This is a genomic window from Chryseobacterium sp. CFS15 (genome assembly GCF_031118795.1).
Classification (GTDB): domain Bacteria; phylum Bacteroidota; class Bacteroidia; order Flavobacteriales; family Weeksellaceae; genus Chryseobacterium; species Chryseobacterium indoltheticum.
On the sequence record NZ_JAVHYL010000002.1, the window covers coordinates 78125 to 97195 of the forward strand.

14 protein-coding genes are annotated in these 19071 nt (G+C 34.0%); 5 read left to right on the forward strand and 9 right to left on the reverse strand.

Annotation, left to right across the window (positions count from 1 at the left end):
• Positions 1-36 precede the first annotated feature (36 nt).
• The 3 genes from OH814_RS03155 to OH814_RS03165 form a co-directional block, all read right to left on the reverse strand.
• Positions 37-2808, reverse strand: coding sequence for a TonB-dependent receptor (locus tag OH814_RS03155; protein WP_308827057.1), 2772 nt, complete (start codon positions 2806-2808; stop codon positions 37-39).
• Positions 2809-2890: 82 nt separating this feature from the next.
• Positions 2891-3310, reverse strand: coding sequence for an SH3 domain-containing protein (locus OH814_RS03160; protein ID WP_076562043.1), 420 nt, complete (start codon positions 3308-3310; stop codon positions 2891-2893).
• Positions 3311-3316: 6 nt separating this feature from the next.
• On the reverse strand, positions 3317-3805 hold the full coding sequence (locus OH814_RS03165; RefSeq protein ID WP_076562042.1) for a BON domain-containing protein: 489 nt from the start codon (positions 3803-3805) through the stop codon (positions 3317-3319).
• Positions 3806-4016: 211 nt separating this feature from the next.
• Between OH814_RS03165 and OH814_RS03170 the strand changes: the two genes are divergently transcribed.
• Positions 4017-5267, forward strand: a complete 1251-nt coding sequence (locus tag OH814_RS03170; protein ID WP_076562041.1) for a dicarboxylate/amino acid:cation symporter — start codon at positions 4017-4019, stop codon at positions 5265-5267.
• A gap of 546 nt (positions 5268-5813) precedes the next feature.
• On the forward strand, positions 5814-6527 hold the full coding sequence (locus OH814_RS03175; protein WP_308827058.1) for a phytanoyl-CoA dioxygenase family protein: 714 nt from the start codon (positions 5814-5816) through the stop codon (positions 6525-6527).
• Between the two features lie 241 nt (positions 6528-6768).
• On the opposite strand, the gene OH814_RS03180 is transcribed toward OH814_RS03175, so the two are convergent.
• Positions 6769-9570: a GH92 family glycosyl hydrolase gene (locus tag OH814_RS03180; RefSeq protein WP_308827059.1), complete on the reverse strand. Its 2802-nt coding sequence runs from the start codon at positions 9568-9570 to the stop codon at positions 6769-6771.
• Positions 9571-9696: 126 nt separating this feature from the next.
• Between OH814_RS03180 and OH814_RS03185 the strand changes: the two genes are divergently transcribed.
• From OH814_RS03185 to OH814_RS03195, 3 genes are all read left to right on the forward strand, one after another.
• Positions 9697-10800 carry an Mrp/NBP35 family ATP-binding protein gene (locus OH814_RS03185; RefSeq protein WP_308827060.1) on the forward strand — a complete coding sequence of 368 codons (1104 nt, stop codon included), beginning with the start codon at positions 9697-9699 and terminating at the stop codon, positions 10798-10800.
• A gap of 43 nt (positions 10801-10843) precedes the next feature.
• On the forward strand, positions 10844-11092 hold the full coding sequence (locus tag OH814_RS03190; RefSeq protein ID WP_074229552.1) for a NifU family protein: 249 nt from the start codon (positions 10844-10846) through the stop codon (positions 11090-11092).
• A gap of 129 nt (positions 11093-11221) precedes the next feature.
• A complete protein-coding gene (locus OH814_RS03195) occupies positions 11222-12508 on the forward strand; it encodes a hypothetical protein (RefSeq protein WP_308827061.1) in 1287 nt (428 codons plus the stop codon).
• A 77-nt stretch (positions 12509-12585) separates the two neighbouring features.
• On the opposite strand, the gene OH814_RS03200 is transcribed toward OH814_RS03195, so the two are convergent.
• From OH814_RS03200 to OH814_RS03220, 5 genes are all read right to left on the reverse strand, one after another.
• Positions 12586-15642, reverse strand: a complete 3057-nt coding sequence (locus OH814_RS03200; protein WP_308827062.1) for a choice-of-anchor I family protein — start codon at positions 15640-15642, stop codon at positions 12586-12588.
• Positions 15643-15837: 195 nt separating this feature from the next.
• The gene (locus OH814_RS03205; RefSeq protein WP_308827063.1) at positions 15838-16218 is read right to left on the reverse strand and encodes a nuclear transport factor 2 family protein; all 381 of its coding nucleotides are present in this window, start codon (positions 16216-16218) and stop codon (positions 15838-15840) included.
• A gap of 114 nt (positions 16219-16332) precedes the next feature.
• Complete coding sequence (locus OH814_RS03210) at positions 16333-17040, reverse strand: DUF2071 domain-containing protein (RefSeq protein WP_308827064.1); 708 nt, start codon at positions 17038-17040, stop codon at positions 16333-16335.
• Positions 17041-17149: 109 nt separating this feature from the next.
• Positions 17150-17920 (reverse strand): alpha/beta hydrolase-fold protein, encoded by a 771-nt coding sequence (locus OH814_RS03215; protein WP_308827065.1) that lies wholly within the window; start codon positions 17918-17920, stop codon positions 17150-17152.
• Positions 17921-18118: 198 nt separating this feature from the next.
• Positions 18119-19003: an exopolyphosphatase gene (locus tag OH814_RS03220; RefSeq protein ID WP_308827066.1), complete on the reverse strand. Its 885-nt coding sequence runs from the start codon at positions 19001-19003 to the stop codon at positions 18119-18121.
• Positions 19004-19071 lie beyond the last annotated feature (68 nt).

The window sequence follows — 19071 nt, forward strand, 5'->3', positions numbered from 1 at the left end:
AATATTCTCCGGTTATTTTTCAATAAATGATCGTATTTATTTTACTTCTGCTTTCTTTCCTGCAAACTTGTTTAGCTTCATGGTTAAAGAAAACATTACATAACGTTTCAAAATTAAATCTTCTCTGTCTTCAAAATAAGTGTTGGTAATGGTACGTCTTACACTTTGGTTTTGATTAAGAACATCGTACACTTTCACCTTTGCAGTCAGCTGTTTGTTAAAGAATGAATATCCTAAACTGGTGTTCCAGAAGTAGAAATCTCTTTTGAAGCCGGGCGCAATGTTTGACGTTGTGTTGTATTCAAAATCATTTCCAAAAACAAGTTTACTTTTAAAAACATAATTAGTCAGCTCCATTTTTAAAATCTGATTGCTGGTTTTTACATTTCCAACGCTGTAATTTTTGTATTCTGAGAAATTGTAACCCAAAGAATAGGATGGTTTGATGGTGATTTTATCTTTTAATTCATACGTAAAGTTGAAGCTTGGATTGATGCTGTATGTTTCGCTGGTAAACTGATCTGCATTGATGAAGCCTCTGTTGTAACCATAATTCATATTAAATCTTGGGCTTAAAATCAGTTTATTCTGTTTCCATTTGAATGTTTTAGAAAAACCACCGCCCAGGTTTACATATTTGTTTCCGCTGACGTTGGCGTATGTTACAAACTGCTTCCCAGAGTCGTCGTAGTAAGAATAGTTGGTCACATCATTATTATAGTAATTGAAACTTAAGTTCATATAATAATTCATGTTTTTCACGATATTATAATTGCTGTAATAAATGTAAGTAGAGTTTTGCCATTTGTTTTTTAGTTCCGGATTTCCACGATAGCTCACCAAAGGATTGATGTTGTCTGTAAACGGACTCAACTGTTCTGCTGTCGGAATTGAGAAGTCGCCATTATTGTAAATACTCAGTCTTTTGTTGTCTGAAAACTGATATTGAAAATTCATATTAAAGCTTGGCAATGTAAAACTGTTTTGCAGATTGTATTGTTGGTTATTGAAGAATGAGTTCACATTCATATCTGTAATATCTACACTTGCCGAAGCCCAAAAGTTGATTTTCTTTTTATTGAGTTCATAACTTATTTCAGGGCTGAACTGATTAATTTTTTGACTCATCGTATTTGACAAGGCATCGTTGTAATCGGAATACTGACCGTTACTCAAATCAAAATCATTGACGTCTCTTAAGTTTCTGCTCAATTTATTTTCGTACGTCAAGTTTACAGTTATATTCGATGAATCAGATATCGGTTCGGAATATGCAGTCGTAAATCGATATCTATTGGTTTGATTTTTTGTTTTGGAAAGCTGATTTCTTATATCATTCGGATCTGTGGTTTGATAGAAAATCGTTGAAGATGTATTGGTATTTTCTTTTTTTGATTCTGAAATCGTGGTATTCATATTGGCAGAAACCACCCGTCCTTTTTTCTTAAATTTTCTTGAGAAATATAGATTTGGTGAGAAATTATTGTTTTCTGATTTATTACTTGTGTAAGAATCACTTTCGTTAAGGAGTAAATTATCTCTTAAAGTAGATGATTTTGAATTGTTAAAACTAAAACCTTCCATTCTGGAAAAATTGGGTGAGAAATAAATATTCGTAAGCGTATCAATTTTAATTCTAACTGAGGTGTCAAAATTATATTGTCGCGTTTCGTTTTCACCATTGTTTTCAGAGTTGGTCTTTAAAGTAAAATCAGGAAGTAACGTCGTTCTGGAAACTTTAGATCTCGTTTCTAAATTATTATTGATGTGCATTAAACTTAAAGTTTCCAAATCTGAATTTTTATCAAATTTATCGCTGTAGTTAAAACCGATTGTTGTGCTTCTCTGGATTCCTTTCGTATTGTTTCCGCCTTGTGTGTAATAGGTGTTTCCGCCGTCTGTAATCACAGATCCGCCTTGCATAATCCACGAATTTCTGCCGTGTCCCATACTGTCGAAAACCTCATCATTAGAAAATCCCTGAGAATTGATATTATTTGACGAAGCCAAAAGGCTGATTTTGGTATCTTTTTTAAAATAACTTAAAAGCAAACTGCCTTCATAGCGTTCATCAGAACCGTAACCAGCTGTTAAGCGTGATAGTAAGCCTTTGTTTTTCTTTTCGTCAATATTAAAATTAATGGTTGTATTATTCGATTTCGCAGCTTTGCCACTCAATTCCTCTTCCTTGGTTTTCGTAGTAGTAAACTGGATATTTTTAATAATATCAGCCGGAAGATTCTGCAATGCTATTTTCCCGTCTTTATCGAAGAATGGTTTTCCGTTGATCATGATCTGGTCAACTTCTTTTCCGTTAACGGTTATTTTTCCGTCATTGCTAATTTCAACTCCCGGAATTTGCTTTAAAAGTTCTTCAATTTTACTGTCCGGTCGCACTTTTATGGACGAAGCATTAAATTCAATCGTATCTTTTTTAATTTTAACAGGCGAAGCTGTAATCTTTACTTCTTCAATATTTTGAAAGGAGTTTTTTTCAAGTTCAATTTCTCCCAGCGGAACCGATTGGTTAATTATATCAAAACGTTTTGAATACGATATGTATTTGTCAGCTTCAATTTTCAAAATAGTTGACTCGAAGAGTTCATCAGTTTTTAGAGAAAATTTTCCTTCACTGTTAGTCGGTGTATAATTGACAATAGAGGAGTCTTTTTGTTTCAGTAAATAAACGGTTACATTTTCAATTGGTTTCTTTTCAAAGTTTAAAACTTTTCCGTCTATGCTAAATTTTTGTGCATTTAGTAATAAATTGCTGACTACAAAGAACAGTAACCAAATTTTTTTTCTCATTATTGATGTTTAAGTCGCAAAAGTAACAAAAAAACATCCCAACAAAGGGATGTTTCTTAATTTTTTAAACTTAAGTTAAAAATTATGCCTTCAAATATCTTGAGTAGGCATAACCTTCCTGTCCATCGGCAGTTTTTACTTTCCACCAATCGTCTGAAGTTTGCTCAACTAAAGTTACAGAAGCACCTTTAGCCGCTTTTCCTACAACAGCAGCTTCAGTAGAAGGCTCTTGTCTGATGTTAAGATTAGAATCTTCAGTAGCTACTGTAAGATTTGCACCTGCTGCAAGACCTGCAACCTGTACATCAATATTAATATCAGTTGCAGAATAGGTAGAGTCAATGGTGCCTAGCGCGTTCCAGACTGCGTCTTTTGCAGCGGTATTTGATGCATTTCCGGAAACATAAAGAATACCGTCCTGCTCCTGAACCTGAAGATTAGAAACTCCTGCAGACTGAGCAGCAGCAACTACGCTTGAATATTTATCTTGTAATGTGCTCATCTTTGATTATTTTACAACTAAGTTATTATTATATTTTCCAACTTTTAAAGCATCTACAGATTCTTTAATTTTTCTCGCCTGAATAGCAGATACATTTCCTGTAAGCGTTAATTCTCCGTTTACAACTTCTACTTTTACAGAAGGGAAGTCTTTCACTGCATCCTGCACTTTTTGCTGAATCATAGGATCTACAGCAGATGCAGTTTCTACAGGCGGTGGTGGTGGCGCAACCTCAACAGTTGCCATATCATGTACATCTTTTACTCCTTTTATTTCTTTAAGAGATTTTATAGCAGCGTCTTTTTCAGCCTGAGTTGCAAAGGTTCCGCCAAGATGGGCCACGCCTTCTTTCACTTCGATAGTCGCAGTAGGACTAGCCGCAACAATAGTTGTTGCCTGCGTCTGAAGATCAGCGTCAGAAACTTTCTTTTTACACGAAATAGCTCCAAATGATATTGCCAAAGCTAAGGCAGACATTGTGATTGTTTTTTTCATAATTAAGATAATTTAATGTTTTCGTTAGACTCAAATGTAATAATAAAATCTATACCATTTATCTAAAAAAATAATAATTATACAAAAGTTGGTCTTTTAAGTTTTTCATAATGTGTGGTTTAATTTCAAAATAATTAAATTTTAAGCGCTTGTAAACAAACTTTTATCCACAATTATAAAACTATTATATTTGTGCCAATTGATAATAGATATGAAAGGACAAAACAAACTATTTATTGCCATCATTGTTTCACTTATTTTGGGTGTAGCAATCGGAGGCTTCGTTCATTTACAGTATCCTGACAGCGCAGAGCCGTTTTCAAAAAACATAAAACTCCTGGGAACTATTTTCATCAGACTGGTTCAGATGATTATTGCTCCTTTGGTCTTTACAACTTTGGTGGTGGGAATTGCCAAAATGAGCGATATTAAAATGATTGGTAGAGTAGGATCAAAAGCAATGCTTTGGTTTATTTCTGCATCTCTTGTTTCTCTTTTCATCGGTTTGATTTTGGTAAACTGGCTTGAACCGGGACATGTAACCAAACTTCCGATACAGGACGCTGCTTCTGCCGAAGAACTTTTAAAATCGAGCAAAGGGTTTTCAATGGAAGATTTTGTAAAACATGTTGTACCTAAAAGTATTTTTGAAGCTTTTGCGACGAACGAAGTACTTCAGATTGTCGTTTTCTCGATTATGTTTGGAGTTGCTTTAGCTAATTTGGGAGACGAATATGCGCAGCCTGTTATTAAATTATTTGATGTGATTGCACATGCGATTCTTAAAATGGTAGGTTATATTATGTGGTTTGCACCGCTTGGTGTGCTGGGTGCAATTGCAGCTGTTGTCGCAACAAATGGTTTTGAAATCTTTAAAGTATATGCCATTTATCTAAGAGACTTTTTCTTTGCGATCGCTGTTTTGTGGCTTGTTTTATTGATTGTAGGATATTTAATCTTAGGAAACCGTCTTTTCGAATTGTTAAGAAGAATAAAATCACCTTTGTTAATTGCTTTTTCCACCACAAGTTCGGAAGCTGTTTTCCCTAAACTGGTTGAAGAATTAGAAAGATTTGGCTGCAACAATAGAGTTGTGTCATTTATTTTACCTTTAGGATATTCATTTAATTTGGATGGAAGTATGATGTATATGACATTTGCTTCGATATTCATCGCCCAGATTTATGGGATTGAAATGTCTATCGGACAACAGATTACAATGCTTTTGGTATTAATGCTAACATCAAAAGGGATTGCCGGAGTTCCAAGAGCTTCACTGGTAATTATCGTTGCCACTTGCTCCATGTTTGGAATTCCACCGGAAGGAATTGCTTTAATTCTTCCTATCGATCACTTCTGTGATATGGCGAGAAGTATGACCAATGTTTTAGGAAATGCTTTAGCAACTTCTGCTGTTTCAAAATGGGAAGGGCAGCTTGATAATCATGGGGGAGATATGTAGTTGATGGTGAAATGTCAATTTAACTTCGCTAGTGAAAATGTGAATTATTAATGTGAAATTCACAAGCAAGGCGAATTCACAATTGACAATTCATTCTTTATAAATTTATTTAGCTTAGGCTAATGAATGGTCAATAGTGAATTTTTAATCTTCATTATTGACCATTTTTTTATTTGAAGCTTTATCCCGCTTTCCATTATATCTTTTTGGTTACGGGTTCCGCTTCGCTCCACCCGCCACCAAAAAGGATGTCATTTCAATCGGGGCTAGGGTTGCAGTCGTTATTTTCATTATAGAAATAACCACAAACTTTGTCATTCTGAAAGAATCCAAGCATAAATCTTTTCATTTTTTCTGATACTATAATTAAGATTTCTCCAGAATGATCAATATTATATTCCTTTGCTGAGTGGAACGCCTTTGCGAACGGAAAATATTTTCAAACATTTTAAAAAAATCTTTGCGATCTTTGTGTTTAAAATAGATTCTTCAATCCACTGCGCTTCTTTCAAAATGACAAACGTATGGAAGTAAAAACTTAGAATAATGAATTTACAAAATCATAAAAATCTAATTCAGGAAAACGGTTTCACAGTAATCAACAATATTTTTTCAGATACAGAAATTGAAGAAATCAGCAAAGTCATTCAGAATATTGATACTTCAAAAGAGACGTTCAGAAAGTCGGAAGATCTTTTTGCAATCAGACAGTTTTTAAAGGAAGTTCCCGATGTGAAAGATTTGGTTTTTAATGAAAATTTAAAAGAGATCATCAAAGAAATTTTCGGCGAAAAGTATCTTGTGGTTAAAAGTATCTACTTCGATAAACCTGAAAAATCAAACTGGTATGTTGCGTATCATCAGGATTTAACCATTTCTGTCGATAAAAAAATAGATTTAGAAAACTTTGGATCTTGGACGACCAAACAGAATCAGTTTGCCGTGCAGCCGCCTTTAGATATTCTTGAAAATATTTTTACGATAAGAATTCATTTAGATGATACCGATGAAAATAATGGCGCTTTAAAAGTTGTTCCAAAATCTCATGCAAAAGGAATCTACAGACCCGAAACTATCGATTGGAGTGTAGAAACAGAAAATATCTGCAACGTAGAAAAAGGAGGAATTATGATCATGAAACCTTTGCTTCTTCATGGTTCCAACCGAACAACAAACGGAAAGAAACGAAGAGTGATTCATATAGAATTTTCAGATAAAGAATTGCCGGAAGTGTTGAACTGGTCGGAGAGAATGAATTGACGCCCAATTTGTCATTCAGAACGAAACAAAGTGTAGTGAAGAATCTCCTTCATTAATATTAGATGCTTCGACAGGCTCAGCATGACATCGATAATACTAACTGCCATAGTGCAGTAAAAATAAATATAATGCTTAAAAATGTTATGTTGAGCGAAGTCGAAGCATTCCAAAAACGCAAAATACAAAACAAAAAACCTCTTCCAAATCGGAAGAGGTTTTATTATTTTTAAATTTAAACTTATTATTTCACAGAAATCTCATCCACAAAAACATAAGCTTCACCACCTGCACCTTGATGCCATTCCGGAAGTATACCGAAGTGATACGCTTTTACTTTTACATATCTTGCTTCAGTTGGAAGAACCGTTGTTCTGAAATCTTTTACTTGAACATTAGTATCTTTAGGATCGATGTCATTCTCTAAAGTTTTAAGAAGAATAAATGTTTTTCCGTCCATGGAAGCGTAATATTCCACTTTTTTAGGCATTAAGATCCACGCTCTGCTGTCTTGTAAATAGGTTGACGAAATTTCATTGATCTGTTGTGGAGATTTAAAATCAATAATTGCTTCTACAGTTTGACCTTGATAACCTTGCCATTCACCTTTTCTCCAGTTGGTGTCACCGTTGATTCCATCGATAATTGCCAATTTTCCTCCTGCTGTATATTGCGGATTTACGGTTGCATTAATAGTAACATCCCAATGGTTTGGTCTTCTGTTGAAGTTGGCTGTTGTAATTCCGCTTTTTTCACCATTTCTTTCAGCGTAAGTAGAAACCTGTGTTGTTTTGTTAATGGTAAATGGTTCCTTATAAACTTTAAAAGTTTTCCTTACGTTGGCATCATTTTCATCCAAAGTCATGTAATACACTTTATCTTTTTCATTCAAAGGAGTGATTTTTACCTGAGTGGTAAACTCAAAAAGACGATCTGCGCTAATAATGGGCGAAGCAGTTTGTTCTGCATATTTCATGTCTTTAACCAGTTTTACATTTTCAAAACCTAAATATTTAAGCTCACTTTTCGGAGTGTTTTTAGTGATGGTTCTTGTCGTTCCGTCTTCTAAATGTAATGTAACCTCATCAAAATAAGGCGTTACTGTTTCCCATTCAGGTTTCCCCGGAGTTACGGAATAAATTCCCATTGAGCTTAAAATAAACCATGCGCTCATTTGTCCGCAATCTTCATTTCCAATCAATCCATCTGGAGTGTTTTTGTAGAAATTATCAAGAATAAATTTGATTTTCTCTTCTGTTTTCTGAGGTTTATCAACGAAATTATAAAGATAAGCGATGTGATGACTCGGCTCGTTTCCTTGTGCGTATTGGCCGATCAATCCGGTAATATCTACCTGCTCTCTGCCTGTTGTTTTATCTGAAGCCGAGAAAATAGCATCAATGAATTGTTCAAATTTTTCTTTTCCTCCATGAGCCTGAATCAATCCTGGAATATCCTGCGGAACGAAATATGAATAATGCCAGGAATTTCCTTCCGTATAATTATTGTTAACTTCACTTGGGTCAAAAGGCTCGTACCAGTTTCCGTTTTTTCTCGCCTGCATAAAGCCGTTCGCTGGATTGTAAAGATTTTTCCAGTTTTGAGAACGTTTCATGAAGTATTCGTAATCTTCTTTTTTGTTTAAAATTTTTGCCATTTGAGCGATACACCAGTCGTCATAAGCATATTCTAACGTTTTAGAAACACTTTCATGCTCGTCATCAATGCTGATATAATTTTTCTGTTTATAAGCATTTAAACCAAAAATATCCTGCATCGCTGAATTTTTTGCGGCTTCATAAGCTTTTTCATAATCAAAACCGGTGATTCCTTTCGCCATCGCGTCTGCAATTACAGAAACACCGTGATACCCAATCATACATTCCGTTTCATTAGAAGCCAGTTCCCAAACCGGAATTCTTCCGCCCTGCTCACGCTGTTTAATGAAAGTATTTACAAAGTCAGCTGTTCTTTTTCTGTCAATTAACGTCATCAAAGGATGCGCACCTCTGAAAGTATCCCAAAGTGAGAAAACAGAATAATATCCGAAATCATTTGCCGTGTAAAATTTATTGTCTCTTCCGCGGTATTTTCCGTCAACATCCATATTGATATTCGGTTGCGTGAAAACATGGTACATTGCTGTGTAGAAAATTGCCAGTTTGTTTTTATCGTCAGATTTAACTTCAATTTTTGAAAGTTCTTTATTCCAATTTGTAACCGCTTGATTTTGAATTTCATTGAAATCATTAGACTTACCTTCCGCTAACATGTTTTTTCCGGCACCTTCATAACCTGTAGGAGAAATCGCCACTTTTACACTGATTTTTTCACCTTTTTTTACTGCTGAGGTAAATGCTAAAGCTAATTTAGTTCCCGAAAAAGTATTGTTTTCATTTTTACCGTTAAAGCTTTTACTTGAAATTTTCATTGGTTTTGAAAACTCAATTCTAGCATAAATGTACTGGTTAGTCGCCCAAGCTTCACTTCTTCTAAAAACCTCAATCGTTTTGCTGTCAATTATTCTTACTTCACCTTCCAGAAGTTTATCTCTGTGATTTAAATCTAAAATAATATTAGCGTTTCCAGCTTTGTTAAATTTGTATTCGTGATAACCAACTCTTTTTGTCGTTGTTAAACGAACGTCGATATTGTCTTTGTCTAATTTAACGGAGTAAAATCCAGCAGTTGCTTTTTCGTTTTTATGAGAAAATTTTGATGAATATTCCTTGGGAGTCAAACCCGGTCTCCCCATTGTTGGCATCAGCATAATGTCTCCGTAATCTGAAACTCCGGTTCCGTTCAAGTGAGTATGAGAAAATCCGTAGATCACCGAATCTGAATAATGATAACCGCTGCAGCCGTCCCAACTTCCGTCAATTCTCGTGTCAGGTGAAAGCTGAACCATTCCGAAAGGTACAATGGCACCCGGAAAAGTATGACCGTGACCGCCCGTTCCTATAAAAGGATTTACATACTGCGAATAATTTTGCGAAAATGAATTATGAGCAATTAATCCTAAAAGAACGAATAATATTTTTTTCATGGATATAAATTAAAATCGCCCCTAAAATACATAAATTTTAGGTTAGCAAAAGAATTTATCTATCAGCATGTTTATTGATTCTAAATAGCTAAAATTTCCGTAAATTTGTGCTCAATTTATATTTTTATGTTGACTAAAGAAAAGATTCAGGATTTCCTTAAAGAAATTGAAGTTGATGACTTGGTGTCTAATTTTCAAGTGATGGGGAATGACGTTTATATAGATATGACAGCGCATTCACCAGCAATGCACGAAAAGAAAAAGCTTGAAGCAGCAATGAAGCAGGCTTTTGCAAGCGAATTTGGCGAAGAAATCAATTTAAAACTTAAAATAGTTTCACCTGAGCCAAGCGAAATTCAGCAAAGCCAGATCAAAGGAAAACAAATCCCTGGAATCCAGAATATTATTGCGATCGCATCCGGAAAAGGAGGTGTTGGTAAGTCTACCGTTGCTGCCAATCTTGCGGTAACGTTAGCAAAAATGGGCTTTAAAGTAGGTTTATTAGATGCCGATATTTACGGGCCATCTGTTCCTACGATGTTTGATACAGAAGGTCAAAAGCCAATTTCTGTTGATGTAAACGGAAAAAGCATGATGAAACCTATCGAAAATTACGGTGTGAAAATGCTTTCTATCGGATATTTTTCAGGAGCAAATCAGGCGGTCGTTTGGAGAGGCCCAATGGCTTCAAAAGCATTGAACCAAATGATCAGAGATGCAGCTTGGGGAGAATTAGATTTCTTATTAATCGACCTCCCTCCGGGAACGGGTGATATTCACTTGTCGATTATTCAGGAAGTTCCGGTAACAGGAGCTGTAATTGTAAGTACACCTCAACATGTTGCTTTAGCGGACGTTAGAAAAGGAATTGCGATGTTTAATATGGAAAGTATCAACATTCCTGTTCTTGGGTTGATAGAAAATATGGCCTATTTTACGCCGGAAGAGTTACCTGACAATAAATATTATATCTTTGGAAACCAAGGAGCGCAATATTTAGCTGAAGATTTAAATATTCCTGTTTTAGGAGAAATTCCTTTAATTCAGAGTATCAGAGAAGCAGGTGATGTAGGAAGACCGGCAGCTTTGCAGGAAGGTTCTAAAATTGCTGAAATTTATACCGAAACTGCGAAAAAAATGGTTGAGAGTTTACTAGAAAGAAATAAATTTCTTCCGCCAACTGAAGCCGTGAAGATTTCAACAATGGCTGGTTGCTCACCAAAAAAATAATTAAAAATAATTTCAAATACATTTTTGAAAACCAAACCCAAATATGGAGACAAATACAACACACGAAGACACTGTAACCCGAGTAATGGAAGCTCTGGAAAGCATTCGTCCGTTTTTGAATAAAGACGGCGGTGATATTGAGCTTTTGGACGTAAAAGACAATACTGTTTTTGTAAAACTTTTAGGTAACTGTTCGGCCTGTTCTCTTAATTTCTCAACATTGAAATTAGGCGTAGAAAACAGCATCAAACAACATGCTCCTGAAATTGAAAAGGTAGTAAATGTAGAGTAAAAAATACGACAATATATTTTTTGAAGGCAGATCTTGAAGGTCTGCCTTTTTTGTGGGTTTTTCTTTGTGTTAAACGAAAATGATTTAATATTAGAGAATTATTGTTATTTTTCAAATCTTAAGAAATAAATGGAAATTCCCGATAAACTATCAAACAATATTGATGATCTCATTGAGATCTCATACAACAATGATTTTGGAATAGATTTAAAGAAAATTCATCGTTCGAAGAAACCTCAATATGCGAATGAAAAAAGACTTCTTAAGGAGATAAATGAAAATGATAGAATTATATTCCAAGATGGAATTAGTAAAGAATTTAAATTAATAAATTATAATGGGTTAAATTATTTAGTCGGTGATAAAACAGCGTATCCTTGTTCAGATATTATCAGAATTGGAAATGGAATGAATTGGGTTATTTGTTTTGCATTACCAAATAAGCAAAAGATTTATGGAGAAACAGATATAAGAAAATCAGGAATTATTCTTCATTACTTTTCCGAAGTTATCACAAAATTTAAAACTGAGGAAGAATTTAAAAAATTTATGCAGGCAGTTGAATTTTCATTTTCAGAAAATGAATGGTTTAATAAAAATAACTTCATTTTAAATCATTATCGAAATGTGAAATTTTGGAGTAGAAAAGAAAAGATTGATAATATTTTAGCTGAAGGTCTTGTTTCTCCAAGAAAATATTTGACATATATTCTTTTTAAAAAAGAGAATTTAAAAACCGAAAAAATTATTCATTCCCTTTTGCGAAGCTTATCATTTGGAACCAAAAAAGTGATTAGTAATAACGAATTTCTAACATTTTTAAATCAACTAAACTTAGACGAAATTGAAGAGTTTTTTTGCTTAGATTATTTGCGTAGTCATGCAAAAGTTGATAAAATCTCGTACACTTTGTTAGGTGATATGCTAAGCATTAATTCTGGTTTTACGAGACAATATATAGATTGGGACAAAAAAATATATGGTTCTGATGAGGTTAAAAAGACTTTTTATTCGCGTTTGAAGAATAATTATAGGAGCTTAGAAAATCATATTCGGCAAGAAAAAGGATTTAAAGAAGTTGGGAGTTATGTTATGGAAAAGCATTTGCTTCAACTAGTCATAAAAGAGTTTCCAAATTACACCATCATTAGTCAATATTCTCCTAAATGGCTGGAAGGACAAAGGTTTGATATTTTTATTAAAGAATTAAATGTAGCAATTGAATATAATGGTATTCAACATTTTAAGTCAATAGATTTTTTTGGTGGGGATGAAGGTTTGGCTAAAACACAATTTTTGGATAATTACAAGCAAGAAAAATCATTAAAAAATGGAGTGAAAATATTTAATATCAATTACAATCAAGATTTTAATGATAGTATTTCAAAATTAATTAATTTACTTAAACGCTTTTAATAAGCCAAAGGTTTTTTTCAACAAAAAGCCCCAGAAAAATTTCCGGGGCTTCAAAAGTGAATTATTAAGTAAAAAAATTATTTAACGATAAATCTCTTCACTTCACCTTCTGAAGTTTTAATTAAATAAACTCCGGTGTTTAGTTTTGAAGTTTCAATGGTAAGTGCCGATTTTTCTTTTCCAAGAAGTTTTCCGCTCATATCGTATAACTCATAACCTTGAGCTCTGTTGAAATAAAGAGTGTTTCCTTTGTTCACAGGATTCGGGAAGATGTTGAAGGTTGCCTTTTCTTTTTTCACTTCACCGGTTGCTAATGTTGGAGAAAGTACGACTTCGTACATTGATAATGTTCCGCTGATTTCGTTGGCAACGATAACGTAACCTTTTCCGTTATTCATATTTGCGGGAGGAATGTAGGTAATTCCTTCCGGACCGTTGTCGCCACCAAATGCGGAAGTCATTCTTGAATGTTTGTAATCTGTAAACGTTACATTGCTTGGATCGGTTACATTATAAACCATCACACCACCTGTTCTTTCCAAAGTGATGAAGGCAAAAGTTTGTCCGTTTATTGTTCCTAAAGTTATGCCTTCCGGTTCTGGTCCTTTTGCTCGGCTTCGGTTTTTAGCTCCATTGGCTTCGTTATCAGCATTGAAAATCAAAGGATGATTGGCTGCAATATATCTTTCAAATTTGTCACCGCTGTCGTAAACGATTTGCTTGGTATCGGCATTGAAAATGGAGAATGACCTTGCTCCCAATGCATGAATTTCTTCAAAATCTGTGTCTCCGTCTGTATTTCCGTTTACATTGGTCACTCTGAACCTTCCTAAATTATGCGAAGCTTTTAAAACAGAAGCATTTGGGAAAATAGTTGAGTCTAAAGTATAACCGTTCGCTCCAACTGTTGTTCTTTCACTAAATCCACCTAAGTCTTTTTCGTCACCTTCATTTGCGGTAACCAGATAATTGGTATTTCCAACTTTAAAAGAAGCCATTGCATCGGGATTGTAATACGCTTTGACAGGCCAGTTGGCGATCAAAACTTCACCATTGTTATCGGAAGCATCAAAACCATTTCCTGGAAGACTCATATCTTTTTTGCCTAATCCCCAAATATTTCCTAAAGTATTGTTACTAAGATTAACTTCGATAATTCCGTTGTTTTCCTGACAAGAAACCCATGCTTTCTGGCTATCTGGGCTTATGGCAATATATTCAGGCTCAAGATCCTGAGCCAAAGTGCTTGTAGATTTTACTTTTCTTCCGCCTGAACTGATAAATGCAGCTTCCTGACTGTTATAACCCGTAAAACCAAGTGTCGTAACGTTCGACTGGCTTAAATTATTAATTCCTCCTGAAATATCAATAATACTGATTGAACCTTCCGGATCTACCGTATAAGCATCGTTCGGTTCACCTTCATTTGCGGTCATTACTTTTGTTCCGTCTGGAGTAAATGTGATCATATCCGGTAAAACTCCTACGGTGACTTGTTTTAGGAAATTTCCGTTGATGTCGAAGAAAACTACCGATCCGTTTTGTTGTGCGTTTGTTCCGTTTGGTGAGGCTACAGCAACAAGCCCGTTTTTCACGGCGATACTTGTAATTCCACCATAAGGAGTCATATTCACAGTGTTGATTACTGACGGAGCTAATGGATTGGTGAAATTAATAATATCAAAAACATCTGTTAAAGAACTGATGGTAAACAATTTCTGAGTTGCAGGATCATGAACTACAATTTCTGTTGAACTGTTATTATTTCCAGAAGGATCAAAACTTCCGATGTAATTTAATGTAATCTGATTAGAAGGAACGGGAGCCGCTTTATCATTATCGATAATATAAACGGTAGAAGTAGTGTCTCCGGTAATCGTTGTTCCTACAGGATTTTCTAAACCTAAAACAAAATATTCTGCCTGTTGTTCTTCCAAAGTATCATCAAGAATCGGAATATTTACCGTAACACTGGTTGTAGAAGGCGTGATGTTAATTGTTTGGCTTGTAAAGGTAAAATCACTGCTGTTTGCGGTGTTAAAAGAAGCAGGTTTCACAACCAGATTTACTGTTGCATTGGAAGGATTGGTCACATTTATTTTAAATGCTAAAGTTCCTGCGTTTTCATTAACCTTAATTAAAGTTTTATCTAAAGAAATGCTCGTTCCTGCTGTTGTGAAAATACTAGAAGTTGCTGTCGTCACTGTATTATCGCTTGTATCTTCTACCATATTTGGTTTTAAAGCTAAATAATAAGTCTGATTCGGAACTAAACCTCCTGTAGGAATTACCGTAATTGTATTGTTGGCAAAAGCTGTAGTAAACGGAACTGTATTTCCTGTGGAGTTTCCTAAACGTAATTCAACCAAACTTTGTGCATTTGCAGAAGTAATTGGAGAGTTATCGATTAATCTTACATTTTCGTTAAAAGTGATCGTAGGATTTACTGTTATAGAAGCATTATTGACGTTGTTTGCAGGTAAATAAGCAACGGTTGGTGGAGTAGTATCGGTTCCGCCAACTGAAGTTGCATCTAGTGTGAAATTATCGAATCTGTTATTTCCAACAGCTCCGCCACCGCCTTGAGTAAATTCTACTTTTAATTTAAAATTAGGGTTATTTGAAACTCCTGTCACATTCGAAAAATCAAATGTTATGAGTTGTGGATTGGCGTCTTGTGAAGTAACTGTTTGATACGGGACAAAAGTAGTTCCGTCTAAAGAGTAAGACCAATTTTGATTTCCTGCACCCGAACCAGATCTTCTTGTAGAAAATTTTACAACAGCATTGTTATATCCTGTCGTTGGCAAATTAAATTGTACATTTCCGTTGATCGGATAATTGTATCTCAAATGCGTTCCGGAAGCATCTCCGTTTCTTGCATTTAAATTATCTACATTAAAGTTTTGTGATGTTCCGCCAGCAAAATCAATGAAGGTATCTGTACTTCCTGTTCCTGTAGAAACTGCGGTAATCGAACCGTTCAAAAGTGTTGATGTAGGTGTTGTAATAGCGGAAACAGATGCATTGTTATTAAAGTTCCAATAGTGAACTAAAGTGCTTTGCCCTGAAACTGCGCCATGAAATAAAGCAGCAATAGGTAATAAGCCTCGCAAAAGGTATTTGTTTTTCATTTTTACTCAATTATAGATTTGTGCAAAAATGAGGTTTGAAAGTTGTGAGGCTTTTAAGCGAATCTTAAGATTTGATTAATAATTTGTTCTTATTGTGGAGATTCTTTAATAAATTGTTAATTATGAGGAAATTTGCTATCGTATTATTAAAGATCAATTGAAAAATTGCTGTTATAAACAGTGTTTTTATTTAATTTAAGGTAATTGCATAAAGCTTGCTCCGATCACTTTCAATGTGCCGTCGAAACGTTTCCAAACTCTAAAATATCTAAATTTTCCTTCAATTGGTGTTTCCATTATTTTTCCTTTCGCTGTCATTGTAACAATTGAAAGTGCGGTGTCGCCCGATATTTTAATGTCGTCAATTTCTGTTGAAGCTTCTTCAATAATCATTGTTTTCGCTTTATGAGAGTTGAGATCCATTTCTTTAGTTACAATTTGCCCTGTCGGTGAAACTGCAATCAAATTATCATGTAACAGGTGGTCAAGTAAATCAACATTGCTTACACGTTGAGCCGAAAAAAGCTTGTTTTCCGCTTCAACAACATTTTCTTTCGTAATTTCTATATTGTCCATTTTGTTATTTATTGGCTTTAATATTGTTGATAATGTTTCCAAGGGCGGCTATGTTATGGAAATTGAACCGCAATCTCCATTTAGAAATTTTCACCAAGAACTTTTATACTTCGGTCATTTGTCCGTCTCGCTTTTCCATTCATGTTCAATGTCTGTCATTAATAATGCGTTGTCAAAAGTTACCGAACCTTTTGGGAAAATTTCTTCGTTTTCAAAAAAGCTTGATTTTACTTTCAAAACATCAAGTGGCCTAACTTCCCACTTATATGCTTTCAATCTAAGTCCGTCAAATTTATCTTTGTTTGGAGAGTAACCAAGGTCGCCATTTTCAAAAAAGTAAGAAGCGTTATCTAATGTTTCAAAAATAGATGTATCGCTAAACAACTTTGTTTCAGTGGCATCAATTAGTATTTCAGTGCCGTCCGAACTCTTAAAATCAATATGATAATTTCCTTTTTCTTCTTCTACATTAAATTTTGCGTGATAGTGTCTTCCAGGAAATATTCGTCCGCCAACCCATGTATTTAATTTTAATGAAGTGTCTCTGCGAGGAATGTAAACTCCTGATTTTGTCTCACCGTTTTCGTCCCATTCTACCGCAATTCTGTGAGCACCATTTTCAGAATTTACTCCAATGAAGTCAGGTAGACCTTTTGGTTTTATGTTTTTCAGTCTGATTAAGCAAATTCCAACGATAGCTTTGTCCTTATAAATTTTTGGTCTAAAAGGAAATGGAATAATCTTCTCCACAGATTTTGGATCAGCTGTAAAATTGATTAAAATTCTTCGATCTATATATCCGTGTATGGTTGGGATTTTCATTGTTGTGTCTTTTTTTATCATTGATGATAACGAAAGTATTGGTGGCTAAGTGATTATTCAGGATTCACACAAACCCATCATTTCGCCAATACGATGTTGTGAGAAGTATTTATAATCCAATTAGCTGAATATCTTTTATAAAGTTATTTAACCAATCAATTCTTTTATGTCCACCTTTATAATTTGAAAAAGTTACTTTATAATTTTTTGATTTAATTAATTCAGCTAAAGCTATATTGTAGTCAATAATAGGTTCTGGTTCTTGATTTCCATATCGAATGATGATATTTGAAATTTTATTATTGGATTTTTTTAAATTATCTTTATTTGCTCCAGCAACTGAATATAAAATATAAGATTTAAAAAAATTAGGATATTTGTCTAGTAAACTAATTCCAAAACCTGCACCATTTGATACCCCATAAAAAAATCTTTTCTTCACTTTTATTTTCAAATATTCTTTAACATACTCATCAACTTCACTTATGAAAAATTCAAGGTGATTTCTATATCTAGAATAAAGATCCGAACCAATTTCAGCATCATTGTTTTCTATATATTCATAATTTCTTAGCTGTAAGTATGAATTTGGTATACCTGTTTCATTTGAATTTACACCAACTATAATAAACTCCGAAATCAATTTATTATCTATTAAACTATCAATTTTCGATTTATATCTTTCATTTAGAAATTGACCATCAGCCATAAAAATCAAATTATATTTTTTTTTGGCAGAAAATTTTTTCGGGAAATATAATGTTAAATCACGAGTTTCATTTAAGGAATTGCTTTTGATCGAAAACTTTTTAATTTCTGAATTTTGTGCACTGACAAAATAAAATGATAATAAAAGAGTTAAGGTTAATAAAAATTTCATTTAAAATCTAGTTGAGTTTAATTTATGTACTATGCTTTTTAATATTTCACATAACATCTAAATATACAAATTGCACAAATATAAATTATATACTATTGCGTCAATGTAGTTTAAGAATTATTATAAGTATTTGAATTTTATGTTATTAAGCTATAATTTGTTTTAGATAAACGCAATTGAAATTAAAATTCACGAAACTTATTTCTCTCCCGAAACCCTTTCATAAATATTGTGAATCAAACCATCCGCAACAGAAATTTTCGGCACAAAAATTTTATTGATATCTGCCCAATGCATCACAAAATTGTAGATTTTCAAAGCATGCACCAAAACATCGGCTCGGTCTTCTCTGAAACCGTATTTTGTCATTCTTTCTTCCACGGTAAGATCGTTGAATTCTTTGTAGGCTTTTTTTAAGTAGGCAATAGACATTGGTTTTCCGTCTTTGGTTTTGCTCATCGAAAAAACTTTGTTGATATTTCCACCGGAACCGATGGCTACAATTTGTTTTTTACTGCTGATATTTGCTTTTATTTCTTCTTTCATTTCTTTCCAGTTGTCGTCTGTTACAAGATTATTGAGAAGACGAATTGTTCCGATATTGAAAGATTTTTCGTAGATCATTGTATCGTTTTCATAGAACGTAAGCTCGGTAGAACCACCACCAACATCCACATAAAGATAAGCGAAATCTTTGTCGAGACCTTCTGCAACGTGATTTTCGTAAACTAAAGTTGCTTCTTCGTCTCCTGAAATAATTTCTATCGTCAGATCTGCATGATTTTTTACTTTTTCAATAATTTCATTCCCATTTTCGGCATCACGCATCGCACTTGTAGCGCAGGCTCTGTAATGTTCTACTTTGTAAACTTTCATCAAATCACTGAAAATCTTCATAGAATCTAAGACCATTTTTTCTCTTTCTTCGCCGATTTTTCCAAGAGTGAATACGTCCATTCCCAATCGCAGAGGTATTCGCAGTAGATTTAATTTAATATATTCAGGCTTTCCGTTTTGAATTTTCACCTCATTGATTAAAAGTCGGGCCGCATTACTTCCTATGTCTATCGCTGCAATGATCATTTGATTGTATTTTATTGAATTTCAGTTGTTTAAAATTTTAAAATTTGTGTTTTTACGGACGAATTTAC